Origin of the sequence: Streptomyces ziwulingensis (assembly GCF_039542605.1) — a bacterium.
GTDB lineage: Bacteria > Actinomycetota > Actinomycetes > Streptomycetales > Streptomycetaceae > Streptomyces > Streptomyces ziwulingensis.
Window position 1 is genome coordinate 95,421 of record NZ_BAABIG010000052.1, and the last position, 25,919, is coordinate 121,339.

A 25,919-nucleotide genomic window follows, 5' to 3' on the forward strand; every position below is an offset into this window, starting at 1 on the left:
CTTCAGCCCCGCGAACGGCGGGGATGCGCCGATGCGCCGGCAGACGGCCGGGTCGTGCGAGAGGGTTCTGAAACACCGATGGGCTGAGGCTCGGGCTGACGCCCGCCGAGCCGGACCGGTCCAGGGCGCGGGCTAGGCGCTCTCGCGGGTCTTCTGGACGTGGGTGGTCTCGGCGTCAAGGGGAGTGCCGTCGGTGCCGGTCGGGACGATCTCCGGCACCGGGGTGCCGTGCCCGTCGACCAAGGTGGAGTGAGCCTCGCCGGGGGCGAAGGCGTGGCGTTCTCCCCATTGCCGCAGAGTGAGGATGACGGAGAAGAGGTCGCGGCCGGCGTCGGTGAGTACGTATTCCTGACGGCGGCCCGACGGCGCGGCGCGCTGGGCGAGGAGCCCGTGAGCGGTGAGCCTGCGCAGGCGCTCGGTGAGGATGTTGCGGGCGATACCCGTCCGGCGCTGGAACTCGGTGAACGATCGCGCCCCGTCCATCGCGTCGCGGACGACGAGCAGGCTCCATCTGTCGCCGACGAGGTCGAGTGTGCGGGCGACGGGGCAGTCGGGGTCGGTCCAGTCGGCCTTCGGGGCGCGCATCGTGGTGCGCGACATGGCACCTCCCAATGAGTTGCGGATTGAAACCAGCATGCCCTACCGTCAGAACGGTTGCAAAACGCTACTGATTGGGGTTGGGGTGCGATGGACGTGTGGCGGCGGCTTCTGCTCGCGGCGGTGTGCGGCGTCGCCGTGGCCGGCATCTATGCCGCGCAGCCGGTCCTGGAGCCGATGGGACGGGATCTCGGTGTGCCGGCAGCGCACACGGGGTGGATCGTCGCGACCGGCCAGTTCGGCTACCTGGCAGGGCTGGTGCTGCTGGTGCCGCTTGGTGATGTGGTCGTCGACAGGCGCCGGCTCATCGCCGTGCACCTGGCGCTCACCGCGACGGGCATGATCCTGACGGCCTCGGCGCCGGCCGCATGGATGGCCTTCGCGGCACTCGCGGCGGCTGGGTCGTTCGCGGTCGTCGTACAGACCACGGTGGCCTACGCCGCATCGGTCTCGCCGCCTGCCGAACGCGGACGGAACATCGGCGTCGTGACCTCGGGCGTGGTGGTCGGCATCCTGGGCGCGCGGGTCGCCACCGGCGCGCTTGCCGATGTGTGGGGCTGGCGGAGCGTCTATGCCGTGCTGGCGGCGCTGTCGCTCGGCCTCGCGGCCCTCGTTCTCGTCGCCCTCCCGCCGGAGAAGCGTCCCGGTCGGCCTGGGGGGTACAGACAGGCCGTCGCTTCACTCGGCGGACTCTTCGGGCAGCGCCTCCTGCTGACCCGCGGGCTCATCGCGTTCTTCCTGTTCGCCTCGTTCGGAACGCTGTGGAGCGGGCTGTCCCTGCCGCTCGCGGACGCGCCGCGGCATCTGAGCGAGAGCCAGATCGGACTGTTCGGCATCGCCGGACTCGCCGGGGCCCTCGGCGCTGCCCGCGCGGGACGGTGGGCGGACGCGGGACGGACGACTCGGGTCGCCGGCCTCGCGCTCACCCTGCTCGTCCTCTCGTGGGCGGCGATCGCGCAGATGCCGTGGACACTGGGGCTTCTCATCGCCGGAATCGTGGCTCTCGACTTCGCGGTCCAGGCGGTGCATGTGAGCAACCAGCATCTGCTCACCACCGCGCATCCGGAGCGCACCAGCAGCGTCATCGGCGGCTACATGGTCTTCTATTCGCTCGGCTCCGCCCTCGGTGCGGCCACCACCACCGCCATCTACACCATCCACGGCTGGGCGGGCTCCAGCGCCCTCGGGGCCGCATTCGCGGTCTGCGCGATGGCCGTCTGGGCAGCCGAGAGCCGGCTCCCCCGCACCAGCGAGAACGTCCGAAACGCCGAAGCGGGCACCGGCCGGGCACGGGAGGAAACGCAAAGGGCCGATCAAGTCGGCTGAACGGCGGACCACTCCGTCGGAAGCGGAACCGTCTGCGCCGCCGCGGTCCTTGGTCAGGAGGTGACGGCCTGGTCGACGCTCGGGTGACAGGTGAGCAGCAGGTCGAGACCGACGAGTTCGATCACGCGCAACACGGGCTCGGTGGGGTTCACCAGGCGCAGCCAGCCTCGGGCCGCCTCGCGTGACCGGTGAGCGCCGATGAGGGTGTTGATGCCGCTGGAATCCATGAACGTGACCTGGCTCAGGTCGAGCACCACCCGCTCGAATTCGGCGGTGCCGTCCGGCAGCAGAGCGTCGTGAAGTCGCGCGACCGTGTCATGGTCGATCTCTCCGCAGGCGATGACGACACCGACGCCGGCGGCCACCGTCCGGGTGACCAGCAAACGGCCGGGTTCTTCGGTTCCATGGGTGTCTGTCACGCTTCCCTCGACAACGCTCATACAGCCTTTGGCCAGCACTTCGGGCTCGGGAAGCTTATCGGGACGCCGGCACGCGCGGCGCTCGGTGTCTTCTACGTTCCTGTCACTGACCGCATTGCCGTCCACCTCATCGGCGAGACGCCGTCATGCCACTCGTTCGGGTGCCGGTGACGCGGAACGCTGTTGCGGCGTGGAGGGTACTGGTGCAATGGGGAAGGCGGGCAGAGGGAGCTGACCGCGGCTTGCTGCGGTGAGCCGATGAGCCGGTGAGGCTGCGGCGGGTTCGCCCGGGTGGAGCGGCGGTTCATCGAGGGTGATCCGCAGGGGTGTGGTTGAGGGGGCGCGGGAGGCGGTGGCGGGGCGCACCAGGTGAGTTACGGGCGGGGGGGGGCGCCGCCCGGGTGAGCCCCGCGTCACTTGTCCCTGCTGGACAATCGCCCAGCTCGGACAGCCAGTTGGTGACCATGTCCTGGCATTGCGGAGGCCGGAACGAGGCTGTGCACAGTGGTGATGCCCGTCGTGACGGTGGGCGCAGAGGCTCACACCTTCAGGGAGGCGCGGTGGCGGGTGGCCGGAACGGTCTGGCCGAGGTGCTGGCATCGGCGGAGTACGCCGAGCCGGTCGGATCCCTTGATGTGGTGGCGCGCAACCTGCGCGACCGGTTCGGCGCTCGGTCCGTCTCGTTCCTGTTCGTCGATGTCGTCGGCCGGCGCCTGCTGCGGGTCAGCGAGAAGACCACCGGACACCAGGAGCACCGCGCCGATCAGATTCCCCTCGTCGCCAGCAGCCTCTACGACGAGGCCCTGCGCACCCAGAAGCTGGTGCGGGCGCCGCAGGGTGCTCGGGAGCAGCGGGTGCTCGCCCCGGTCACCAACCGCGGTGACACCATCGGGGTCTTGGAGCTGTTCCTCGCACAGGTCACACCGGAGGTACTGGAGAAGGTCGCGGAGGCGGCGCACGCGCTGGCGTACATCATCGTCACCGACCGCCGGTTCACCGACCTGTACCACTGGGGCAACCGGACCACCTCGGTCAGCCTGGCCGCCGAGATCCAGCGTCAGCTCCTGCCCTCGGCACCCTCCTGCGAAGCCGCCGAGTTCGCCCTCGCCGGCGCCCTGGTCCCGGCCTCCGACATCGCCGGCGACACCTACGACTACAGCCTCGACCAGGACACCGTGCACCTGTCCATCACCGACGCCATGGGCCACGACGTCGACGCCTCACTGATGGCCACCCTCGTGGTCAACGCCTCACGCGGCGCCCGCCGCGCCGGAGCGGACCTCGCCGAACAGGCCCGCCAGACCCACAAGGCCCTCCTCGACCACGGCCGGCGCACCTTCGCCACCGGCCAGATGCTGCGCGTCGCCCTGGACGGATCCGGCGCCCAGCTCGTCAACGCCGGACACCCCTGGCCGCTGCGGCTGCGCGACGGCGCGGTCGAGGAGGTCCCGCTCCACGTCAACCTGCCCTTCGGTGTCGCCGCGCAGGGCCCGTACCAGGCGCAGGACATCGACCTGCGCCCCGGCGACCGCCTCCTGCTCCACACCGACGGAATGCAGGAACGCGGGGCGGCAGCCGTGGACCTGCCCGCCCTCATCCTTGCCACCGCCGAGGAGCACCCCCGGGAGGCGGTGCGCGCCATGGTCGCCGCGGTCACCGACGCCTGCCACGGCGAGGTGAAGGACGACGCCACCGTCCTGTGCCTCGACTGGCACGGCCCCCGCTCCCGAGGCCGCCGCGCGAACGCCGGCGCCGACACCTGACCGGCCGGGAACGATCACGCCGGGCCCTCCGCCGGGACACCAGGGATCGTCCCGAACTCACGGCGGCGCGCAAGCTCACGCCGGTAGCCTCGTCCTGAACGACTCGGACGGAGGCGCCGACACAGATGAGCGAACTCGATCCGCACCTCCACGTCGAGCAGAAGACGACGCAGGCCGGTGCCGCCGTCCGCAACGTGATCGCGTCGACGTTCGGTCTCGTACCCGACGAACCGGGCATCGTCACCACCGGTTGCGGACGCGAGGTGCCCTACGCGATGACCTCCTCCCGCCCGGAAAGCGTCACCTGCCTGTCCTGCCGGGAACACGCCCACCGGGAGCACCTCCGCTTCGCCGACCAGGTCGAACGTCTGGGCTCGACGCCCGGCGTGCACCTCACCGACGACCAGGTGGCCGAGGCCGCCGCATGGCACCGGGATCTCGCGAGAAGGTTCGCCGATATCTCCCCCTCGTGAGATTCGATCGGCCTGCCCTTCCGGTTCGTCATCGTTCGTCCGGTGTTTCCGCGCCCTCGACGTTTCCGCACCCTCGGCCAGGGGACCCGAATTGGGATGATATGCGGCTATTCATGCCCTGAGTGGCGACCGAGGAGGAGCCTTGAACGCTTTTGAGGAGACCGGCCGTACCGGGGGTAAGGCCCCGGCGGCCGCGAAGACGGCTCAGGACAAGGCGGGCGAAGGCGTCGGACTGGTGAGCGACAAAGCGGCGGGGGTGGCCGGCACCGCGAAGGACCAGGCGACCCAGGTCGCCGAGGAAGCCACGTCCCAGGCCCGCGACCTGGCGGGCGAAGTTCGTGATCAACTCCGGGCACAGGCCGGTGCCCAGACGCAGAACGTGGCGGCAACCGTCCGGCGGCTGGCGGACGAGCTGAAGCAGATGAGCGACGGCGCCGACACCGATTCCACGGCGGTGGCAGCGGTCCGGCAGACGGCGAACGCCGGTCACCGGGTCGCTTCCCGGCTGGAGGAGCGCGGACCCGACGGCCTGCTCGGTGACCTGCGGGACTTCGCGCGGCGCAAGCCGGGAGTGTTCCTCGCGGGAGCCGCGCTCGCCGGATTCGCCGTCGCGCGGGCCGGAAAGGGGATCAGCGCGGCCGGATCGTCCGGCGCGCCCCCGGAGGGCGATGAGCGGGCGAGGCCCGGCGCGCTTCCGGCGGCGTCCCCGGGACCGCCGCTGTCGTCGGCGCCCGGCGGTACCCCCGCGCGGGCGGTGTACGAGGACCCGCTGGACACCTACGGCCAGTCGCAGCCGCCGCACGTCACGCCCGCCGGACAGCGGGGGAGCGCGGCTCCCGCCGCACCGGGACCCGCGACATCTCCCACCGCGCCCCCGGTCCGCTCGGAGCCGTGGCGAACCGTGGAAGGGGACTGAGCGTGGCTACGCAGTACCCGGAACAGCCGGTCACCCAGGCGTCTTCCGTCGCGAGCGGACCCCACGAGTCGGTCGGTGAGCTGATCGGAGAGATGAGCACGGACCTGTCGCAACTCGTCCGCGGTGAGATCGAACTGGCCAAGGCGGAGATCAAGGAGGAGGCGGGCAAGGCCGGCAAGGCGGCAGGCATGCTCGGCGGCGCCGGGTACGCGGGACATCTCGCGGTGCTGATGGGCAGCCTCGCGGTGATCTTCGCCCTGAGCAACGTGATGGACCTGGCCTGGGCGGCGCTGATCGTCACCGCGCTGTGGGCCGTCGTCGCGGCCGTCCTCTACGTCACCGGCCGCAAACGGCTGCGCACGATCGACGTCAAGCCCGAACGAACAGTGGAGACCGTCAAGGAGGACGCCCGATGGGCACGACACCCGACGAGCTGAGGACCGACGTCGAGAACCGGCGCGCCCATCTTGCCCACACTGTCGATCGCCTCGCCGAGAAGGTGACGCCGAGAAAGGTCGCCAGACGGCAGGCCGCCGCCGCGCGCAGCCGGCTGACCGGCATGAAGGAGAGCGTCATGGGAACAGCCCGCGAAACCACCGGAGGTGTCACGGACACCGCCCAGGGCGTCGCCGCCGGCGCCGGTCAGGCGGCGGGAAGCCTCGCCGGCACCGCGAAGGAGACCACCGGCCAGGTCGGTGACGCCCTCGCGCAGGCTCCCACGCAGGTGAAGGAGCAGACCAAGGGCAGTCCGCTCGCGGCCGGTGTCATCGCGTTCGGCGCCGGAATGCTGGCTGCCGCGCTGCTGCCCCCGACCAAGGCGGAGGAACGGGCGAGCGGAGTCCTGCGGGAGCACGCGGGCGAGTTCGTCGAGCCGGTGAAGCAGCAAGCGACGCGAGCGGCCCAAGAGGTGAAGGAAGAACTGCGACAGCCCGCTGCCGACGCGGTGGAGAACGTCAAGTCCACCGCGCGGGACGCGGCGCGGACCACCGAGGACGAGGCGCGGACAGCCGGGCAGGACACCGCGCGGGGCCTGCGCGACGTGGGTCAGGACACCGTCCGCGAGGTACGGGACCAGCCCGGCCGCACCCCCTGACGCCGAGAACCCGGCGCGATCCGCGACGGTTCGCGCCGCGACGGTCGGGAGGGCACGCGACGGCCGGGCGCCGGCTGCTCGCGGTCGGACAGGCCCGCCCCCTGGCCGTACTGCCTGGTACTGACTAGTGCGACGCCGCGGTACCGGCCAGGAAGATGTCGACGCCGGCGAGGAACTGCTCGCGGTCGTCGTGTGCGCGCAGCCGGGTCGCCGCCGCGCGCACGAACGGGCACCGGTCGGGGCTCAGTTCGGAGCATGTTCGCCCGCGCCGCCGCCGTGGAAGCGGAGGACGACGGCTTCTGCCCGACCATGATCGATGACGACGCGCCCCACAGCCTGCCCGCCCTGATGACCGGAGCCCCGCTGCCGCCCCGTCGCTTCAGGCCAGGTGAAGACCGTCGCCGCGGGGGCCGCCGCTGCCCGGGAGCGGGTAGTCCGGATCGACCCCCGCGGTGTCGCGGTGACCGTCGGCGCCGGCCGGCGCGACGGCCCAAGGTGCCTCGTCCTGGTGGTGAGCGGCGGTGAAGGCTCCGGCTGTGAGCGCGATCGCGCCGCCCGCCAGAGCGGCGACGACGGCGAGACGTGTCCTTGAACGCATGGCTTTCCCCCGTGCTGGTCGACTGCGCTCCCCCCACCGTGCCCGAGTCTCGCGGGAGCGGGAACCCGTGCGGCCGGAAAATCCACCGGCGGGGGCGGGCCGTCACGGAGTGAGCCGGGCGCCCACCCGCCGCTCCCGCCACTGGACACCTTCCGCCCCGCGGGCAAGAATGAAAGAACTCTTTCGAAAGGAGTCTTTCAGATGGTCGACGGACAGGCCCCACCCCCGCGGCGGCAGATCAAGGACTCCCGGCAGTTGCGCGCCCTGGCGCACCCGCTGCGGCTGGCGCTGCTCCAGTACCTGATGGCGGTGGGACCGCGCACCGCCAGCGAGTGCGCGGCCGAGGTCGGGTCGAGCGCCTCCAACATGAGCTGGCACCTGCGGCACCTGGCGCGGTACGGCCTGGTCGAACCGACCGAGGCGGCCGATCAGCGCGAGCGTCCGTGGCGCGCGGCCCAGGTCGGGCTGGACTTCGGCGCGATGAGCGCGGACCCCGCCACCATGGCCGAACAGGACGCCCTGATCGTCGCGGGCCTCACCGAGGAGGACCAGCTCACCCGGCGTTTCCTGGCCCGTCGCGACACCCTCGACCCGCAGTGGCTCGCCACGGCCCGCCTGGACAACTACGTCCTGCGAGCCACCCCCCAGGAGGCGCGGGAACTGGCGGAGAAGATCGACACCCTGCTGCGGCCCTACCTGGCCACCGTGCGCGAGGACCCACCCGAGGACGCCGTGCTGGCCTACGCGGGACTGCGCCTCTTCCCGCGGCTGGACGCGGCGGGGCGGACCGAGTGACGGGCCCCGCCATAGCCGTACGGCACCCGCTGCGCGAGGCCCCCTTCGCCCGGTTGTGGATCTCCGGGCTGCTGTCCGAGACGGGCAAGTGGGTCCTGCAACTGGCGCTGCCGCTCTACGTGCTGCAACTGACCCGCTCCGCCCTGATCACGTCCGTCGTGGCCATGCTGGGACTGCTGCCGAGCCTGGTCGTCGCGCCGGTCGTCGGCGCGCTCGTCGACCGCTGGGACCAGCGCCGTTTCCTGGTCCTGGTGAGCGTCGCGCAGGCGGCGCTGCTGCCCGTGCTGCTGCTGGTCGAAGACCCCGGCGACCTGTGGCTGGTGTACCTCGTCACCGGAGCGGAGGCGGCCCTCACGGTGGCGTTCGAGTCGGTGAAGAACGTCACCCTGTCGACCATCGTGGCCGAGGAACAACTGGTCAGCGCCAACGCCGCGATCGGGCTGAACGTGTCGCTCGGCCGGCTGGTCGGCAGTCCGCTCGGCGGCCTGCTGCTGAGCGCGGCCGGACTGCCCTACGTCCTCGGGTTCGGTTCGGCCGCCTTCCTCGTCGCCGCCGGCCTGGCGTGGACGATCCCCCCGGGCACCACCGTGCGCCGGGAGAGCGGCGGGGGCGCCCGGTTCTGGTCCGGTATCGGCGAGGGCCTGCGCACCCTGCGCGATGTCCCGACGCTGCGGGGAACCTTCGTCTGCGTGGCGCTGCTGGCCGTCGCCCAGGGCATGTTCGTGGTGCTCTTCCTCCTCTTCGTCACCGACCTGATCGACGGCGGCGACGCCCAGGCGGGTCTGCTGCGGGGCGTGCAGGCCGTGGGAGGTTTCGCCGGGACCGCGACCGCCGGTCTGCTGACCCGGCGGCTCGGGGCGCCCCGCCTGCTGAGTGTCGGCGTCCTCGTCTTCGGCACGGTCAGCGCGCTGACCTGGAACCTGACGGTGACCTCCGCCGGTTTCGGGGTCTACGTGGCGCTGTTCACCGCCGCGGGCGTCCCGGCGGTGTGGCTCGCCGCGGCCTGGCTCTCCCTCATCCAGGAGTCCTCGCCACTGCCGGTACGCGGCCGGGTGATGGCCTCCGTCCTGGGCCTGTCCGACGGTCTGCAGGCCCTGGGCATGCTCGCGGCCGGCCTGCTGAGCGGAGTGATCGGCATTCTCCCGGCACTGGACGTCCAGGCCGCGTTGATCCTGCTGGCGGGCGTCGTCGCCCTGAAACTGCTGCCGGGCGGCCGTACGGCCAGGATCACGGACAACGGTCCGACCCGCGCCCCCACCACGGCCGCCCCCACCACGGCCACGACCTCCGCCGTCCCCGGCGCGGGGGAGGCCCGGGGCAGCGACGGTACCGAGGGCGGCACCCGGACCCCGCCCCGGCGTGACGAGCGGCGATAGACCCGGCGGTCAGGGCCCGGGCCAAGGGGCAGTCGACCGCACATGCTGCCCGCGAAACTGCCGGAACGACCCCCCGGCCTCTGTTTGACTCCCAACGGAATCGAGCCGCTGCGTGAGGAGAACCGATGAGCGCCTCCCTTTCCGTCTGTGTCTTCTGCGGTTTCTCGCCCGGGGTGGGACCGCGGTACCTGGGGGCGGCCAAAGATCTCGGCGCACTGCTCGGCGAGCGCGGCCACCGACTGGTCTACGGCGCCGGAACGGGCGGCCTGATGGGGGCGGTGGCCTCCGGGGCGGCCGGGCGGGGCGGATCGATCGTCGGACTGATACCGGACTTCCTGCGGGTGCGGGAGCAGGCGGACGAACTGCCCGAACAGCGGCTGATCCTCACCGGTGACCTGCTGGAGCGCAAACGGCGCATGATCGAGGAGGCCGACGCGTTCCTCGCGCTCCCCGGCGGCTACGGAACCCTCGACGAGGTCCTCGAAGTGATCTCCATGAAGGCCCTGGGCGTGCTGAGCGCGCCCCTCGTCCTGGTGGACGTGGACGAGGCGTGGGCCCCGTTCGTCACGCTGATCGAGAGCCTGCACGAGCGCGGCTTCCTGCGGGACCTCGACGTCTACTCCGTGGCGGACGGCCCCGAGGAGGCGCTGGCCCAGGTCGAGCGGCACGCGGCCGCCGACCGCCCCGCCGACCGCCCCGCCGACCGCCCCGGCCACCGCCCGGCCGTCCTGCAGCCCTGACCGGCGCCCGTCCCGAGCCCTTCGACACCGACCGAGTGAAGTGGTGAACATGCTGACACCCACAGGCCAGGACAAGCCGCTCATCATGCTGGTGGGCCTGGGAGACCTCTCCTCCCGCCTGCTCGCCATGCTCCTGGCCGATCCGGCGACCAACCGCGTCGTGGTGGCCGGCCGTGACCCCGAGACCCTCCGGCTGCGCGCCAACCTCGTCCGTTTCACCGCCGGCAACCTCGGCGACTTCGGCAGCGTCAGCACGGAGAAGATGGACCTCCACGACGTCGACCGCACGGCGGAGACCCTGAGCCGGGTGCGCCCCGACATCATTTTCATGGGCGCGTCACTGCAGTCCTGGCGGGTCATCACCCAGCTCCCCAAGGACGTGTTCGAGGAGCTGGACCAGGCCCAGTTCGGCCCGTGGCTGCCCCGGCACCTCACGCTGAACCACCTGCTGATGCAGGCGGTCCGCCGGTCCGGCAGCGCCGCCAAGGTGGTCAACGCGGCCTTCCCGGACGCGGTGGGTCCCGTCCTGGCCAAGGTCGGGCTGGCCCCCACCACGGGCATCGGCAACGTCGCCAACATCGTGCCGGCGCTCACCCTGGCCTTCGCGCACGCCGCGGCCGAGGACCCGGCCGACGTCGAGGTACGGCTGGTCGCGCAGCACTACTTCAGCCACTACGTCCCGCGCTTCGGCGACGCCGGCAAAGGCGCCTACCATCTCACCGCCACCGTCCGCGGGGAGCGGCTGGACCTGCCGCACCAGCGGATCTTCGCGCAGCTCAACGGCAGGCTGAAGCGGCTGGGCGGACTCGACGGCCAACTGCTGACCGCGTCCTCGGCCATGCGGGTGCTGGCGGCGATGGCCACCGACAGCGGAACGCTCTGCCACACCCCCGCGCCGGGCGGGCTGCCCGGCGGCTACCCGGCCCGGGTGACACGCGAGGGCGCCACGGTGGACCTGGATCCGTCGATCACCCTGGACGAGGCCGTCCGCCGCAACGAGGAATGCCAGCGCGCCGACGGCATCGAGCGGATCGACGAGGACGCCACGGTCACCTTCACCGAGACCGAGATGGCGGTCATGAAACGGCTGCTCGGCTACGAGTGCCGCTCGATGAAACTGGCCGACTCCGCCCAGTGGGCCGACGAACTCGGCCGCAAGTACGAGGCGTTCGCCGCCCGGTACGCGAAGACGCCCTGAGCCCCGGGAGGGCCCGCATACGTCAGGGTGGAGCGGCGCGGCCGCTCCACCCTGACGTATGCGGGCCCTCAGCGCCCCGGTACGCCCTCGCCCGCCCGTGGCGCGGCGACCGAGTGCAACCGGCAGCCGTGCCGTCCGATCTGCTGGGCGAACCGCCTGCCCAGCAGATCGGACGGCGGGCCGCCCGTGCACACGACGAGCCGGAGCCAGGGCGGCGGCAGCAGCCCGTGGTCGCGCTGGAAGTCCATGAACTCCCCGAGCCCGTCGACCGGGAGGACCATGACGGTGGCCCGGATCCGCTGGCAGGCCAGCAGCCGCGACATCGGGTCCGTGGCCTCGTGGGCCACCACGGTGGCGCCGGCGCACAGGGGCCAGAACATCTCCATCACCGCGTCCGGCGTGCCGAACGCGGCGGCGTGCAGCATCGTGTCGCCCGGCGCCAGCGGGCACACGAGCTGCGCTTCGCGCATCTGGGCCACCCACTGGCCGCGCCGGGACACCACCATGGGCTCGGCGGCCGGCGACGGGGACGCGGGGCGGCCGCCGCCGCCGTCCCCGTCGGTCAGGCAGGTCGTCGCCCGCGCCGAGGCCAGAATGCTCTCCACCCGGTCCGGCGGGGTGCCGGGGTCGATGGGCAGGGCCGCCCCGCCACTCTCCAGGACCGCCAGCGTGGCCGCCACGAACCGCGGCCCCGGCGGCAGGCACACGCCCACCGGCGCCTCGGGACGGGGACTCAGCGCGGTCAGCCTCCGCGACAGGTCGTGCGCGCTGCGTACCAGCTCACGGTAGGTGAACTGCTCCACCGGTGACCGCACGGCCAGCCGCCCCGACGCGCGCTCCTCCTGCCGGCCGACCAGTTCGTGCACGGGACCGGCCGCCAGCGTCGTGGCCGTCACGACCGCTGCCCGCCCGCCCCGGCGCCGGGCAGCAGCGCACCGACCGCACGGGCGACCGCCCCGGCGTACGGGGGCCGCAGCATGCCGACGTGCCCGCCGCCGACGCCGGTCCTGGTGACGGTGCCGGTCACCAGGGCCTCCCAGCGGGCCGAGTGCGCGTCGTCGGCCGACGTCACCAGGCACAGGTCGCCGCGGTACCGGCCGGGGCGGTGGGCGGCCAGCCGCGCGCACTGCCGCTGCCACACCCGCAGAACCTCCTGGGGGAACCGGTCGGCGCTGCGGCAGGACGCCGGGTCCACCCCCATCATGGCGACGAGTTCGGACCGGACGATCGACCGGAACACCTCCTCGCGCCGGGCGCCCTCGGACCGCCGCAGCCGGTCGCTCATCCCGGCCAGCTCCCGTTCCTGCCGCCGCCAGCCCTCGGCGTCGTCGGGTGCGCACGGATCGAGCAGGACGAGGCCGGCCACCTCGTGGCCGCGCGCCGAGAGCTGACGGGCCGTCTCCAGGGCCACCGGCGCCCCCGCCGACCAGCCCGCGACGACCACCGGGGCGGCGACGGCGCCGGAGACCTCACGCGCGTACCGGGCGCACATCGGCGCCAAGCCGTCCTCACCGTCACCGTCACCGTCGCGGGAAACGTCGCCGCCGTCCAGCATCGAGGCGAGGGTGAGCCCGTACACCGGCTGCGAGGGCGGCAGTTCCGCGACGAGGTGGCGGTAGCAGAAGACCGTACCGCCGACCGGGTGGACCAGGACCAGCGCGGGGGCGTCCCCGGCACCGCCCTGGATCCTGCCCAGGCTCCCGCGCGCGGCGCCCGCACCCGGACCGGCCCCTGCCCGGGCTGCCGGGTCCGGCGCGTCGATCAGGTCCGCCAGCGCGGACACCGTGGGCGACCTGAGGACCTCCTCGAACGGCACCCGGCGGTCGTAGCGGGCCCGCAGGCGTTCCAGCAGGGCCAGCACCAGGAGGGAGTCGCCGCCGAGCGCGAAGAAGTCGTCGTCCGCGCCGATGCCGCTCGCCGGCAGGCCGAGCAGCTCGGACCAGATGACCGCCAGCTCGCCCGCCGTGCCGCCGAGGGGCCGCCCGGCCCGCCCGGCGGGGTCCTCGCTCCGCCAGGCGGGCGGCGGCAGCGCCGCCCGGTCCGTCTTGCCGTTCTCGTTGAGCGGCAGCGCGTCCAGCCAGGTGATCGCCGCCGGCACCAGGTACGGCGGCAGCGCCTCGCCCAGGTACGCCCGCAGCTCCGCGGTCGGCCGCCGCGCGGAACGCGGCACGGCGTAGGCGGCGAGCGCGAGCCGGCCCGAGGGGGTGCGGGAGGGGACCACTACGGCCCGCCGCACCGCCGGATGGCCGGCCATCGCGCTCTCCACCTCGGCCGGCTCCACCCGGTGCCCGCGGATCTTGACCTGGTGGTCGACGCGGCCGAGGAACTCCGCCTCGCCGTCGGCGTTCCAGCGCCCCAGGTCGCCGGTGCGGTACATGCGGGCGCCCGGCGGCCCGTACGGGTCGGGGACGAACCGGCTCGCCGTGAGGGCGGGCAGACCGCGGTAGCCCCGGACGACGCAGTCGCCGCCGATGTAGATCTCGCCGGTCACACCGGGCGGCACCCGGTTCAGCGCCGCGTTCAGGACGCGCAGGGTGGTCCGCGGCACCGGCAGGCCGATGGGGAGTTCGCCGGGGCCGTCACCGTCGTCCTCGCCTACCTCGTGCACGCTGTTGGCCACCGACGCCTCCGTCGGCCCGTACTCGTTGAGCACCGGGGTGTGCGGGTCCAGCCGCCGCCACGCCGCGAGGGCCGCGCGCGGGAAGGCGTCCGCGCCGACCACCAGCAGCCCGGCCAGGGAACGCGCCTGCCGCGGCGCCAGGGAGCCGGTCAGCAGTTCCAGATGTCCGGGGGTCAGCTTGACGAACGCGAACGGTCCGGCCGCGTGGAGCACCTCGCCGAGGCCGGCGGGGGACACGGTCTCCGGTACGACCGTGACCGGCTGGCCGGTCAGCAGCGGCGCGAACAGATTCGGCACGATCATGTCGAAGGCGATCGAGGAGAACAGCGGCGCGCCGCCCGTACGGTCGCCGACGTAGCGGCGCACGCACCACATGAGGAAGTTGACCAGCCCCCGGTGCTCCACCAGCACGCCCTTGGGCCGCCCGGTGGAACCGGAGGTGTAGATGACGTAGCAGAGGTGGTGCGGGCGGGCCGGCGCGAGGGCCCGGACGGTTCCGGGGGGCGCCTCCTCCCGTACCGACATGACGGGGGCCCCGAGGTTCGCGGCGGCGGCGGCGAGGCCGGGCTCGGTGAGCACGACGGCCGCGCCGCTGTCCGCCACGAGGTGGCGCAGCCGCGCGAGCGGGAAGGCGGGGTCGAGGGGGACGTACGCGCCGCCCGCCTTCCCCACCCCGAGCAGCGCGGCCACCAGGTCCGCCGACCGGTGCAGGTGGACGGCCACCCGGGTCTCCGGGCCCACGCCGCGCGCGGTGAGCGCCCGCGCGATCCGGTCGGCCCGCGCGTCCAGTTCCGCGTAGGTCAGCTCGGCTCCCGGGCCGTCAGGGCCGGCCTCGCGGACCGCGACCGCGTCCGGCGCGCGCCGGACCTGACGTTCGAACAGCTCGTGCAGGCAGGCGTCGGGCAGTTCGCCCGGCCCGCCGTCGGCCAGCGCCTCCAGGCGGGCCGGCTCGTCGGCGGTCAGCACCGGCAGCTCGTGCAGCCGCAGCCGTGAGCCGCCGCGCGCCTCGTCGGTGACGGCGTCCAGGAGTACGCCCAGTCGTTCGCCCACACTCCCGGCCGTCCGCGCGTCGCACGCCGACGTCCGGTACGTCAGCGTGCCCCGGAGCCCCGTGCCGTACGGCGCGAGGGCGAGGTCCAGATCCGACTTGGGGGTGGTGAACGCGAACGGCCACGGCTCGGCGCGGGTGCCGGCCGGGCGCAGCGCCTCGGGGGCCTCGTAGTCCACCTCGAACAGCACGTTGAACAGCGGGTTGGGCGCGGAGACGGCGCTGGTGCGGCGCAGCTCGCGCAGGACGGTCTCGAAGGGCGCGTACCGGTGTTCGAGCACGTCGAGGAACCGGTCCGCGTTGCGCTCCACCAGCTCGGCGAAGCGCGGATCGCCGCCGAGGTCACCGCGGAGGACCACGGTGTTGAACAGCGGGCCGACGACGCGTTCGGCGTCGGCGCCGTCCCGCTGCGAGACCGTGGTGCCCACCGGCACGTCCCGGGAGTCGCACAGCACGCCCAGAAGTGCCTGGAAGGCGCTCAGCAGGACGACGAACCGCGTCGTGCACAGCCGCTGCGCCAGCGCGTCCACCCGGGCGAGCAGCTCCCCGTCCAGGGTGAACCGGACCTGGCCGCCCGGCGCCCCCGCGCCCCTTGGGCCCGCCACCGAGCGGCCCGGCAGCTCCAGCGGACGCACCCCCGCCAAGTGCTCCCGCCAGAAGTCCAGATCCGCCGCGCCCGCGCCGTCCGGCGCGGCCCCGCCGCCGTGCAGGTACTCCCAGTAGCCCGGCCGGGACGGCACCGCCGGGCGGCCGGCGTCCGCTCCGGTCAGGCCCGCGTAGACCTCTTCGATCTCCCCGAGCAGCAGCCGCAGGGACCAGCCGTCGCAGACGGCGTGATGCAGGTCGAGGTGGACGAGGTGTTCCTCGGGGGCGAGACGGACCGCCCCGGCCCGCAGCAGCGGTGGCCGGGTCATGTCGAACGGCTCGGCGGCCCTGGCCTCCACCCGGAGCCGGGCGGCGCGGACGGCCGCCTGCCGCGGGCGGCTGCTCAGGTCGAGCACGTCCAGCGGCACGGTGACGTCGGGTACGGCCTCGGCGAGCAGCCGGCCGTCCCGCTCGACGAACCGGGTGCGCAGGATCTCGTGGCGGGCGATGATCTCGCGGAGCGCGGCCCGCAGCGCCGCCAGGTCGAGCGGGCCGGTCAGCCGGGAGGCGGTCGAGACGGTGAACGCGGGGCTCCCGGGGGCCAGCCGGGAAGCCAGCCACATGCCCTGCTGGACGACCGACGCGCGCTCACCCACCGGGGCCGTCACCGCGGCTCCTCCGCCGCGGACATCTGTTCACTCAGGTCACGAGGGCGCATATCGGTCCATAGGGTCTCGATGCGACGCAGGCACTCCGCTTCGTCGCCGCGGGTGCCCTCGGCCCGCCAACCGGCGGGCAGCTCACGCTCGGCGGGCCATGTCGAGTACTGGTCCTGGTCGTTGGCCACCACCATGAACACGGGATCTCCTTGGTATGAGGCGGACCGCGCCACCGTAGGCGGCGGCCGGTGACCTCGGCGGCAGCCGGGACCGGCAACTGACCGGCACCTTCCGGTGCGCCGCCCCCGCCGGCCCGCGCCCTGCGGCAGGGGGGGCAGGAGACGGTTTCGGACAGAAGCCGGACCCCGTCCGCTGAACCACGCCGTCCGCTTCGCCCGTACTCAGGGAAAGTCGCCGCGGCGGCCCGGACCGGTGGCTCCGAACGCGCCAGCGGCACTTTTCACGGCATTTTCGATGCTGCCCCTCTGGGTACCGACACCTCTCGTGACGCAAGCAAGCCGTGGATGACCGCGGGACGGGTGGGACGCCCGCGGCGCCCCTGCCGGGACAACGATGTCCCAGCACGAAAGCGACAGAGCGACACAGCAGGAAAGCGACACAGCAGGAAAGCGACACAGCGACACAGGAACGCCCGGGACAACCAATGGAGGTTGCACATGGGACCCGACGGAGTCGGCGCACTGGTCCGCAGGTTCCGCTGCCAGGCACGGCTGACCCAGTACGAGTTAGCGGAGATCAGCACGGTCAGCGTCCGGGCGATCAGGGACCTGGAGAACGGACGGGTGGAACGGCCCCGGCAGGAGACCGTACGGCTGATCGCCAACGGACTGCGCCTCGGGGAGTCCCAGCGGCTGGTGCTGCACACCGCGTGCGGCGGCAACGCCAAGGAAGCCGCGGTGAAACTGATAGCCGACGCCGCGCCGATCGCGCCGCCCGCGCGGCTCAGCGGCCTCTCCGGCCGGGAGCCCGAGGTACGCGCCGCCGTCGACGCGATGACCCACGACCTCAACCGCTGGATCACCGTCACCGGCCTGAACGGCGTGGGCAAGACGGGGGTGGCCCTCGACATCGCGCACACCCTCTACCAGCTCCACTCGTACTCGGTGCTGTGGGTCTCCCTGGAGGAGTCCCGCCCCCGCCCGGACGGACCCGACCGGTTCGGCGTGGACAGCGCGGTCGTCGCCGAGGTCTCCCGCATCGGGGAGCACCTCCTCGGCAGCGACTTCAACGCCCACGAGCTGTGCCAGATGATCGGCCAGCGCCGCACCCTGCTCGTCCTCGACGGCTGCGACCTGAACCGGGTGCGCACCGACCGCCTGATGGCACTGCTCGCCGGCTGCCGCAGCCTGCGCGTCCTGGTGACGACCCGGGACAGCGGGACGACACCCGGCGACCACCTCCTGCCCCTCGAACCGCTCGCGGTGCCGGTGCGCGAGGACGACGCCCCGGGCCGGGCCGAGCACTACCCCGCGGTCCAGTTGATGCTCTCGCACATCCGCCGGCTGCGGCCCAGGGCGATGGACCCGTCCACCGCGACCGTCAGTGAACTGGCCGGCATCTGCCGCGCCCTGGACTGCATCCCCGCCGCCCTCAAGCTCGGCGCCGAATGGGCCCTCGTCCTGTCGCCGGAGCAACTCCTGCGCCGCGCCCAGGACGACCCGCTGTCCCTGCTGGTCTCCCCGACGGACGATCCCGCCGACCGGACGTTCCGGCAGGCACTGGAACAGACGCTGCGCGGCGTCACCGGCCCCGACCGCCGCCTGCTCCGCCTGCTGGCACCCGTGCACACCGGCTGGAGCGTCCAGGACGTGGCGCGGATCGCGGGGATCGACGAACGCGACTCGGCGCACCGGATCTACGGACTGTTCGTCCGCGGCCTGGTCCGGCACGCCCACGACGCGACCGGCTCCCACTTCCGGGTCCTCAACCTCGTCTCCCGCCTCTTCGAGACGGGGGAGCCGGCGATGGCCCGTTGAGCGGCCGCCGACCGGACCGACCGGGGTGGCGAGGCCGCCCGCGACCGGCACGACCGGCAGTCCGGCTGCCGCGTTCCTGCCCTCCGTGCTGCCGCCCGAGCCCCGAATGCCCCGCGATGCTTGGTGTCCGCAAACGATCGGGCAGGCGACGGATGTCGCCAGGCAGGAGCACTCGCGACGATGCGATCCAGCTCGAAGGCGACGGCCCCACTGAGCGGCCGTGTCCGGGACACGCCCAGCCGACTACTCCACGACGAGGTGCTCGAACCTCAGTTCCGCCACGAGGCCCGATGTCTCCTGCCGTGGTACGTCCTCATCGAGAAGGTGCTGCTCGTCGAGTACCACCGGATGGGGCTCATCGACGCGACGGAGCGCACGGCCATCGCCGGGATCCTGGACCGGACGAGTACCGAGGACCTGGTCGCGGACCCCGCGGCGAACATGTCGGACCTCGCCCTCGGCCTCGAACGGCAGGTGGAACGGCACCTGCCGGCCCGGGTGGTGCGCTGGCACGTCGACCGCAGCCGCAACGACCTCCAGGCCTGCGCGCAACTGCTGTACGGACGGCAGACGCTCGGCGACCTCGCCGGCACCCTGCTGGACACGGCACAGGCCGCCCTTGACCTGGCCGAGCGCACGGCCGACCTGCCGATGCCGGGATACACCCAGTACCAGGCGGCGCAGATCATCACCCCCGGCTACTACCTCACCGCCGTCGCCGGACAGATCCTGCACTGCGCGGAAAGGCTGCTGTTCACCTACGACACCAACAACGTCTCACCGCTGGGCGCGGGCGCCATGGCGGGCCAGGAACTGGAGTGGGACCGGGACCGCATGGCCCGCCTGGTCGGCTGCGCCGGCCCGGTGCCGCACGCCCTCACCGCGGTGGCGTCCCGGGGCTGGCGCGTCGAGGCGGCGGCCGAACTCTCCACCTTCGCGGTGGCGCTGGGCCGTTTCGTCACCGACCTGATGTCCTGGGGGAGCAGCGAACTCGGCTTCATCGACCTCCCCGACGAACTCAGCGGCATCTCCGCGGCGATGCCGCAGAAGAAGAACTTCCCCGTCCTGGAACGCATCCGGGGCCGGGCCGCCCACGCGGCCGGCGCCCACCTCGACCTGGTGATCGGCCAGCGGGGCGTTCCGTACACCAACATGATCGAGGTCTCGAAGGAGTCCGGCGGCCTCGGGAACTCCGCCGCCGAGAGCGTCACCTCGGCCCTGCGGCTGTTCACGGCCGTACTGCGGCACGTCGAGTTCCGGCCCGCGCGCATGCGGGCCGCCTGCGAGCGGGACTTCCTGGGCGGCTTCACCCTCGCCAACCTGCTCACCCTGCGGGCCGGCGTGCCCTGGCGCACGGCCCAGGTCGTGGCCGGGGAGTACATCACCCACGCCCTGGAGAAAGGACTGGCCCCCCGCCGCACGGAACCGGCACTGCTGCACGAGGCGGCACTGCGGCACGGCCACGACGTGGACGATCCGGCCGGGCTGCTGGCCGAGTCCTTCGACGTGGACCGGGGGCTGCGGAGCAAGAAGACACCGGGCTCGGCCCATCCCGACGCGGTCCGCGCCCTGCTCCGCGAAGAACGCGCGCGCACCCGCCGCCTGGCGGACGCCTGGGAAAGCCGTCGGGCCACCGTCCGGGCCGCCGCGGCGGAGACGGACCGGCTGGTCGGACTGACCGGCTGACAGCGCACCGAGCGAGAGGGACGCCCACACACATGCGCACCCATGAGTCCGCTACCGAGAGCGCACTGGACGGCGGGCTCGGCATCAGCCGCGCCTTCGGCACGTTCGGTGAACTGCTCCAAGGAGTGCTGCCGGGCGGCGATCTGGACTTCCTGGTGACCCTGCCCATCGACCTGTGGTCCACCGCACGGTTCGAGGCGGCCTCCGCCGGCGATCCGCTCCTCGTCCGGCCGGCCCGCAAACGCAAGTCGCTGACGCTCGCCCGCGCCCTGCTGGCCATGCACGGCATCGACCGCGGCGGCACACTGACCCTGCACAGCGCCCTGCCCGAGGGCAAGGGGCTCGCGAGTTCCTCCGCGGACCTCGTCGCGAGCTGCCGGGCGATCTGCGCCGCCTTCCACCTCCCGCTGACGGACCGCACCATCGAGGATCTGCTGCGCGCCATCGAACCCTCGGACGGCGTGATGTACACCGGATCGGTCGCCTTCTACCACCGCCGGGCGAAGCTGCGCGAGCGCCTCGGGCACCTGCCCCCGCTCACCATCGTCGGCATCGACGAGGGCGGTGCGGTGCCCACGGTCGCCTTCAACCGCATCCCCAAACCGTTCGGCCCGGCCGACAAGCACGAGTACGCCCGACTCCTGGACACCCTCGCCCGCGCGGTGCGCGACCGGGACCTGGCCACCGTGGGCGAGGTCGCCACCCGCAGCGCGGTCATGAACCAGCGGCTGCGTCCCAAGCGCACGCTCGACGAGATGCGCCGCATCTGCCGCGCCGCGGGCGGCCTGGGCGTGGTCTCGGCACACAGCGGCACCGTCCTGGGCGTGCTCCTCGCCGAGGACGACCCGGAGTACGAGAACAAGCTGGAGCACCTGCGCCGCTCCTGCGGCGCCCTCACCCGCCACACCACCGTGTACCACTCGCTGACCGACGACGCGTGGTACGCCCCACCCCTCACCGACCGATCGGGGGACATGTGATCTTCAGCAGCGTCGTGGACGCCATCGGCCACACCCCCGTCGTCCGGCTCCGCCACGACGGACCCGACGACGTCGAGCTGTACGCCAAGCTGGAACTGCAGAACCTCTACGGGATGAAGGACCGCGTCGCCAGACAGGCGGTCCTGGAAGCACGCCGCACCGGCGAACTCCCCGAGCGGGCACCGATCATCGAAAGCTCGTCCGGCACGATGGCCCTGGGCGTCGCCCTGGTGGGCACCTCCCTCGGCCATCCCGTCCACATCGTCACCGACCCGCGCACCGACCGGATCACGCTGGCCAAACTGCGCGCCCTGGGCTGCACCGTCCACGTCGTCGAGGCGATGTCCGCCGCCGGCTGGCAGAGCGCCCGGCTGGAACGGCTCGAACAGCTTCTGCACGACCTGCCGGGCGCCTTCTGGCCGCAGCAGTACCAGAACCCCGACAACCCGCTGGCCTACCGCGCCCTCGCCGGTGAACTCCTTGAAGACCTTGGGGAGTTCGACACCGTCGTCGGGTCCGTCGGCAGCGGCGGCTCCCTGTGCGGCACCTCCCGGGAACTGCGCGCCGCCCTGCCGGGGCTGCGGGTCGTGGGCGTCGACTGCGTGGGCAGCGTCCTGTTCGACCAGCCGGACCGGCCCCGGCGCCTGCAGAGCGGACTGGGCAACAGCCTGCGCCCCGCCAACCTCGACCGGACCCTCATCGACGAGGTGCACTGGCTCAACGACCACGAGGCGTTCGCCGCCACCCGCGACCTCGCCCGGGACCAGCACCTCTTCGCCGGCAACACCTCCGGCTCCGTCTACCAGGTCCTGCTGCACCTGGCCCGGCAGGCCGCCCCCGGCAGCCGGATCGTGGGCATCTTCGCCGACCGGGGCGACCGCTACGTCGACACCGTCTACGACGACGCCCACTGGCAGAGCACCGACGTACGCTCCCTGCCCCGGCGGCACACCCCCGAGCGGGTGCCCTACGGCCAGGAGGTGACGGCCTGGTCCTGCGCGGAGCTGCGCCCCCGGCAGCAGCCCCGCACCCTCCTGTTCGTCGAGTCCAACACCACCGGCACCGGCATGCTCGCCCTGGACAAGGCCAGGGAACTGGGGTTCGAACCACTCCTCGTCACCTCCGACCCGGACCGCTACCGGGGGCTCGCCGAACGCTCCTGCGCGACGGTCCGCTGCGACACCAACTCCCTCGTCGCCGTACGGCGCGCGCTGCGCGACACCGTCCGCCGTGAGGACTGCGCCGCGGTGACCACCACCAGCGAGTTCTACCTCCCCCTCGTCGCGGAACTGGCCCGGTGGCTGGCGCTGCCCGGCAACCCGCCCGAGGTGATGACGCTCTGCCGGGACAAGGCCCGGGTCCGCGAGACGCTGTCCGGCGCCGGCCTGTGCCGCACCCGATTCGCGGCGGTCGACCACGCGGCGGACGTGCCCGAAGCGGTCCGCCGCGTCGGGCTGCCCTGCGTGGTCAAACCGGTCGACGACTCCGGCTCCATGGACGTGGTGCGCTGCGCCACCGAGACCGAGGCCGTCGCGGCCGCGCGGACGGTGCTGGAGCGCACCGTCAACGTCAGGGGCCAGCGCGCCGCCCGGACCGTCCTGGTCGAGGAGTACCTCGACGGACCCGAGTACAGCGTGGAGATGTTCGGCACCGGCGACGAGACGGTCTGCGTCGGCATCACCGAGAAACACGTCACCGACGGGCCGCACTTCGTCGAGTACCGCCACGTCTTCCCCGCCGCCGTCCCCGCGGCCCTGGCCGCCGAGATCGAGGAGACGGTCGCCGCCGCCCTGGCCGCCGTCGGCCTGCGGCACGGCGCCTCCCACACCGAGGTGCGCGTGAGCGGCGACGGCGTGGCCGTCATCGAGATCAACGGCCGGGCCGGCGGCGGCATGATCCCCGAACTCGTCCGCCTCAGCGCCGGCACCGACCTGCTGGCCGAGCAGCTCCGCGCCGCCGCCGGCCTGCCCGGCAAACTCAGGGCGGACCAGGACGGCTACGCCGGCGTCCACTTCCTCACCGCCGACCGGACCGGAGTGCTGAGCGGCTTCGACCACCTCTCCGAGGCCGCACGGCTCCCCGGTGTGGCACAGGTCGTGGCGACCGCGGAGCCCGGCCGCACGGTACGGCCGCCCCGCCATGCCTACGACCGGCTCGGCCACGTCATCGCCTGCGGCCGGACCCGCGCCGAAGTCACCGAGACGCTGGACCGGGCGGCCGGGCTGATCGGCATCCGGCTGGCCGGCCCCACCCCCGGCGAAACCGACGTCCGCCCCAAGGAGGCCGACGCACCATGCGACACCTGATCTCCCTCACCGACCTCGGCACCGACGAACTGGCGGGCCTGGTCCGCCGCGCGGTACTGCTCGCCCGGCACTCCGACCGCGCCCGCGCGGGCGGCACCGGCCCGGACCGCACGCTGGACAGGCGCCGGATCGGCATCTACTTCCGCAAGTCCTCCACCCGGACCCGTACCGCCTTCTGGGCCGCGGCGACCGGCCTCGGCGCCGACGTCATCGCCTACGGCCCCGACGACCTCCAGCTCAGTACCGGCGAGACGCTCCAGGACACCGCCCGGACCCTCGGTCGCTACCTCGACGCGCTCGTCGTACGCACCAACGGGGACGTCGCGGAACTCCGGCAGCTCGCCGCCGCCGGGGACCTGTCCGTGGTCAACGCGCTCACCCTCGACGAGCACCCCACCCAGGCGGTCGCCGACCTCACCACCCTGGCGGAGCACTTCGGCGACCTCTCCGGACGGCACGTGCTGTGCGTCGGCGAGGGCAACAGCTCCGCGCGCGCCCTCGCCCTGGCCGCGGCGCTCACCCCGGGACTGCGCCTGACGCTGCTCTGCCCCGAGGGGTACGAAGTGCCCGCCGACCACCTGGAGCTGCTGGCCAAGACGGGCGACGCGAGGCTCGTCACCCAGGTGACCGACCCCGGCCGGGTGGCCGGGCCGGTGGACGCCGTCTACACCAGCCGGTGGCAGACCATGGGCGTGCCCAAGGCCGACCCCGACTGGCTGCGCGCCTTCGACGGCTTCCGCGTCGACGCCGGCCTCCTCGCCCGGGTGGGCGGCCCGGACACCGTCTTCCTGCACGACCTGCCGGCGGTACGCGGCCAGGAGGTGACGGACGAGGTGCTCGACGGGGAGCGGAGCCTGGCCTGGCGGCAGGCGTTCCACAAGATGACCGCCGCGATGGCCGTCCTGGAGTACTGCCTGCTCGACGACTTCCCCGGCACCCCCTCGTGATCGGAGCCACCGACATGATGCTCCCCGCCATCGCTCGCTCGGCCGCGACCGTCGACGGACTCGTCGGACAGCAGGCCGCCCGGACACCCGACGCCGTGGCGGTGACGTACGCCGGCCGCCACCTGAGCTACGCCGAACTCGTCTCCCGCGCCGGTGAACTGGCGCACCGGCTCCTCGCCCGGGGGGTACGCCCCGGTGACGTGGTCGCCCTCCTCATGGACCGCTCCGTGTCCTACGTCGTCTCGGCCCTCGGGGTCCTCATGGCGGGAGGCGCGTACCTGCCGCTGGACCGCCGGCACCCGCCGGACCGGCTGCGCTGGATGGCCGAGGACGCCCGTGCCGTCCTGCTCCTGACCGACGGGCCCGCCGCGCAGGCCGGCGGCCCGGCCGGGGTCCAGGTCGAGGAGGTGTCACCGGCGGCGGGTCCCGTCCCCGTGCCGCGCCGGCTGCCCGACGTCCCCGGCCACCCCGACCAGCCGGCCTACGTGATGTACACCTCCGGGTCGACCGGCCGGCCCAAGGGCGTCGTCAACACCCACCGCAACATCGTGGACTTCGTCCGGGACCCCTGCTGGGACCCGCACCGGCAGGCCCGGGTGCTCGCCTACTCGCCCCTCGGGTTCGACTCCTCGACGTACGAACTCTGGGTGCCGCTGACACACGGGGGAGAGGCCGTGGTGTGGGCCCCCGACCGGTTCGACGTGGCCGAACTGCGCAAGGTGATCACCCGGCACGAGGTGACCGCCGCCTACTTCACCACGGCCCTCTTCGACACCGTCGCCCACGAGGACGCCACCGCCCTGGCACCGCTGCGCGAGGTCACGACCGGCGGGGACGTCCTGTCCCCGGGCGCCCTGCGGCGGATCCGGGCACACTGCCCCGACACGACGGTCGTGCACGCCTACGGCCCCACCGAGACCACCGTCTTCTGCAGCCTCCAGACCTTCGCGCCACCGCACCGGGGCGAGGCCCGGCTGGACCTCGGCACCCCCATGGCCCACACGGACCTGTACGTCCTGGACGCCGGCCTGCGCCCGGTGCCCCCGGGCGAGGAGGGCGAGCTGTACGTCACCGGCCCGCGGCTGGCCCGCGGCTACCTGGGCCGGCCCGGGCTGACCGCCCAGCGGTTCCTGCCCGATCCGCACGGCGCGCCGGGCACCCGCATGTACCGCACCGGCGACCTGGCCGCCCGGCACGCCGACGGCAGCCTCACCTTCGCGGGCAGGGCCGACCGGCAGGTGAAACTGCGGGGTTTCCGGATCGAACCGGGCGAGGTGGAGGCCGCCCTGGTCACCCTCCCCGGCGTGGCCCGGGCCGTCGTCACGCTACGCGACGACCTGCCCGGCGGCCGAGGTCTCGCCGCCCACCTGGTGCCGGACGGCTCGGCGGCCGCGGCCCCGGACACCGAGAGCGTCCGGCACGCCCTGGAGCGGCTGCTCCCGCCCTACATGGTCCCCTCGGCCGTCGCCGTACTGCCCGAACTGCCCCTGACCGCCAACGGCAAGGTGGACTACTCCGCGCTGCCCCGCCCCGACACCCCGCCCGAGCGGGGGGAGGCGCCCCGCACCCCGCTGGAGGAGAAGCTGTGCGGTCTGTTCTCCGACCTTCTGCAGTGCCCGCCCGTCGGCGTCGACGACAACTTCTTCCAGCTCGGCGGGCACTCCCTGCTGGCCATCCGGCTCGGCACCCGCATCCGGGAGACGACCGGTCACGCCGTGACGATCAGGGACCTCTTCCGCCATCCGACCGTGGCCCGACTCGCCGCGCACCTCGCCCCCGACACCGAGTGACCCGGGA

General features: G+C 73.3%; 22 protein-coding genes and 1 pseudogene. 16 read left to right on the forward strand and 7 right to left on the reverse strand.

Annotation, left to right across the window (positions count from 1 at the left end):
• Positions 1–132: 132 nt before the first annotated feature.
• Entirely contained in the window at positions 133–600 is a 468-nt protein-coding gene (locus tag ABEB00_RS23685; RefSeq protein ID WP_345622109.1) for a winged helix-turn-helix transcriptional regulator, read from the reverse strand.
• 87 nt (positions 601–687) lie between these two features.
• Between ABEB00_RS23685 and ABEB00_RS23690 the strand changes: the two genes are divergently transcribed.
• The gene (locus tag ABEB00_RS23690) at positions 688–1,923 is read left to right on the forward strand and encodes an MFS transporter (RefSeq protein WP_345622110.1); all 1,236 of its coding nucleotides are present in this window, start codon (positions 688–690) and stop codon (positions 1,921–1,923) included.
• Between the two features lie 53 nt (positions 1,924–1,976).
• On the opposite strand, the gene ABEB00_RS23695 is transcribed toward ABEB00_RS23690, so the two are convergent.
• Positions 1,977–2,468 carry an STAS domain-containing protein gene (locus ABEB00_RS23695; protein ID WP_345622111.1) on the reverse strand — a complete coding sequence of 164 codons (492 nt, stop codon included), beginning with the start codon at positions 2,466–2,468 and terminating at the stop codon, positions 1,977–1,979.
• 434 nt (positions 2,469–2,902) lie between these two features.
• On the opposite strand from ABEB00_RS23695, the gene ABEB00_RS23700 reads away from it, so the two are divergent.
• From ABEB00_RS23700 to ABEB00_RS23720, 5 genes are all read left to right on the forward strand, one after another.
• A complete protein-coding gene (locus ABEB00_RS23700) occupies positions 2,903–4,105 on the forward strand; it encodes a PP2C family protein-serine/threonine phosphatase (RefSeq protein WP_345622112.1) in 1,203 nt (400 codons plus the stop codon).
• 125 nt (positions 4,106–4,230) lie between these two features.
• On the forward strand, positions 4,231–4,578 hold the full coding sequence (locus tag ABEB00_RS23705) for a hypothetical protein (protein ID WP_345622113.1): 348 nt from the start codon (positions 4,231–4,233) through the stop codon (positions 4,576–4,578).
• A 142-nt stretch (positions 4,579–4,720) separates the two neighbouring features.
• Positions 4,721–5,494, forward strand: coding sequence for a hypothetical protein (locus tag ABEB00_RS23710; protein ID WP_345622114.1), 774 nt, complete (start codon positions 4,721–4,723; stop codon positions 5,492–5,494).
• Positions 5,495–5,496: 2 nt separating this feature from the next.
• A complete protein-coding gene (locus ABEB00_RS23715) occupies positions 5,497–5,931 on the forward strand; it encodes a phage holin family protein (RefSeq protein ID WP_345622115.1) in 435 nt (144 codons plus the stop codon).
• Positions 5,907–6,587, forward strand: coding sequence for a DUF3618 domain-containing protein (locus ABEB00_RS23720; RefSeq protein WP_345622116.1), 681 nt, complete (start codon positions 5,907–5,909; stop codon positions 6,585–6,587). The genes ABEB00_RS23715 and ABEB00_RS23720 overlap by 25 nt, the downstream gene beginning before the upstream one ends.
• Before the next feature lie 124 nt (positions 6,588–6,711).
• On the opposite strand, the pseudogene ABEB00_RS23725 reads toward ABEB00_RS23720, so the two are convergent.
• Positions 6,712–6,840: pseudogene (locus ABEB00_RS23725) on the reverse strand (TetR/AcrR family transcriptional regulator); the annotation flags it as partial.
• A gap of 126 nt (positions 6,841–6,966) precedes the next feature.
• Complete coding sequence (locus ABEB00_RS23730) at positions 6,967–7,185, reverse strand: hypothetical protein (RefSeq protein ID WP_345622117.1); 219 nt, start codon at positions 7,183–7,185, stop codon at positions 6,967–6,969.
• Between the two features lie 201 nt (positions 7,186–7,386).
• Here ABEB00_RS23730 and ABEB00_RS23735 point away from each other — a divergent pair, with 201 nt between their 5' ends.
• The 4 genes from ABEB00_RS23735 (at position 7,387) to ABEB00_RS23750 (ending at position 11,294) form a co-directional block, all read left to right on the forward strand.
• Entirely contained in the window at positions 7,387–7,980 is a 594-nt protein-coding gene (locus ABEB00_RS23735) for a winged helix-turn-helix domain-containing protein (protein ID WP_345622118.1), read from the forward strand.
• Positions 7,977–9,356 (forward strand): MFS transporter, encoded by a 1,380-nt coding sequence (locus ABEB00_RS23740; protein WP_345622120.1) that lies wholly within the window; start codon positions 7,977–7,979, stop codon positions 9,354–9,356. Before ABEB00_RS23735 ends, ABEB00_RS23740 begins: the two co-directional genes overlap by 4 nt.
• Positions 9,357–9,481: 125 nt before the next feature.
• Entirely contained in the window at positions 9,482–10,096 is a 615-nt protein-coding gene (locus tag ABEB00_RS23745) for an LOG family protein (protein ID WP_345622121.1), read from the forward strand.
• A gap of 49 nt (positions 10,097–10,145) precedes the next feature.
• Positions 10,146–11,294 (forward strand): hypothetical protein, encoded by a 1,149-nt coding sequence (locus tag ABEB00_RS23750; RefSeq protein ID WP_345622123.1) that lies wholly within the window; start codon positions 10,146–10,148, stop codon positions 11,292–11,294.
• Between the two features lie 68 nt (positions 11,295–11,362).
• Here the strand turns inward: ABEB00_RS23750 and ABEB00_RS23755 are convergent, their stop codons facing one another.
• From ABEB00_RS23755 to ABEB00_RS23765, 3 genes are read right to left on the reverse strand one after another with little or no spacing between them, the layout of a single operon-like run.
• Positions 11,363–12,190, reverse strand: a complete 828-nt coding sequence (locus ABEB00_RS23755; protein WP_345622124.1) for an AMP-binding protein — start codon at positions 12,188–12,190, stop codon at positions 11,363–11,365.
• Positions 12,187–16,215: a non-ribosomal peptide synthetase gene (locus tag ABEB00_RS23760; RefSeq protein WP_345622126.1), complete on the reverse strand. Its 4,029-nt coding sequence runs from the start codon at positions 16,213–16,215 to the stop codon at positions 12,187–12,189. Before ABEB00_RS23760 ends, ABEB00_RS23755 begins: the two co-directional genes overlap by 4 nt.
• Positions 16,212–16,400, reverse strand: coding sequence for an MbtH family protein (locus ABEB00_RS23765; RefSeq protein WP_345622322.1), 189 nt, complete (start codon positions 16,398–16,400; stop codon positions 16,212–16,214). Before ABEB00_RS23765 ends, ABEB00_RS23760 begins: the two co-directional genes overlap by 4 nt.
• Positions 16,401–16,883: 483 nt before the next feature.
• On the opposite strand from ABEB00_RS23765, the gene ABEB00_RS23770 reads away from it, so the two are divergent.
• The 6 genes from ABEB00_RS23770 (at position 16,884) to ABEB00_RS23795 (ending at position 25,912) form a co-directional block, all read left to right on the forward strand.
• Positions 16,884–18,203, forward strand: a complete 1,320-nt coding sequence (locus ABEB00_RS23770) for a helix-turn-helix domain-containing protein (RefSeq protein WP_345622127.1) — start codon at positions 16,884–16,886, stop codon at positions 18,201–18,203.
• Between the two features lie 180 nt (positions 18,204–18,383).
• Positions 18,384–19,889, forward strand: coding sequence for an argininosuccinate lyase (locus ABEB00_RS23775; RefSeq protein WP_345622128.1), 1,506 nt, complete (start codon positions 18,384–18,386; stop codon positions 19,887–19,889).
• A 32-nt stretch (positions 19,890–19,921) separates the two neighbouring features.
• On the forward strand, positions 19,922–20,869 hold the full coding sequence (locus tag ABEB00_RS23780) for a GHMP family kinase ATP-binding protein (RefSeq protein WP_345622129.1): 948 nt from the start codon (positions 19,922–19,924) through the stop codon (positions 20,867–20,869).
• Positions 20,866–23,175 (forward strand): pyridoxal-phosphate dependent enzyme, encoded by a 2,310-nt coding sequence (locus tag ABEB00_RS23785; protein ID WP_345622131.1) that lies wholly within the window; start codon positions 20,866–20,868, stop codon positions 23,173–23,175. Before ABEB00_RS23780 ends, ABEB00_RS23785 begins: the two co-directional genes overlap by 4 nt.
• Positions 23,163–24,122, forward strand: a complete 960-nt coding sequence (locus tag ABEB00_RS23790) for an ornithine carbamoyltransferase (protein WP_345622132.1) — start codon at positions 23,163–23,165, stop codon at positions 24,120–24,122. Before ABEB00_RS23785 ends, ABEB00_RS23790 begins: the two co-directional genes overlap by 13 nt.
• A gap of 14 nt (positions 24,123–24,136) precedes the next feature.
• The gene (locus ABEB00_RS23795; protein WP_345622133.1) at positions 24,137–25,912 is read left to right on the forward strand and encodes an amino acid adenylation domain-containing protein; all 1,776 of its coding nucleotides are present in this window, start codon (positions 24,137–24,139) and stop codon (positions 25,910–25,912) included.
• The last annotated feature ends 7 nt before the right edge of the window (positions 25,913–25,919 follow it).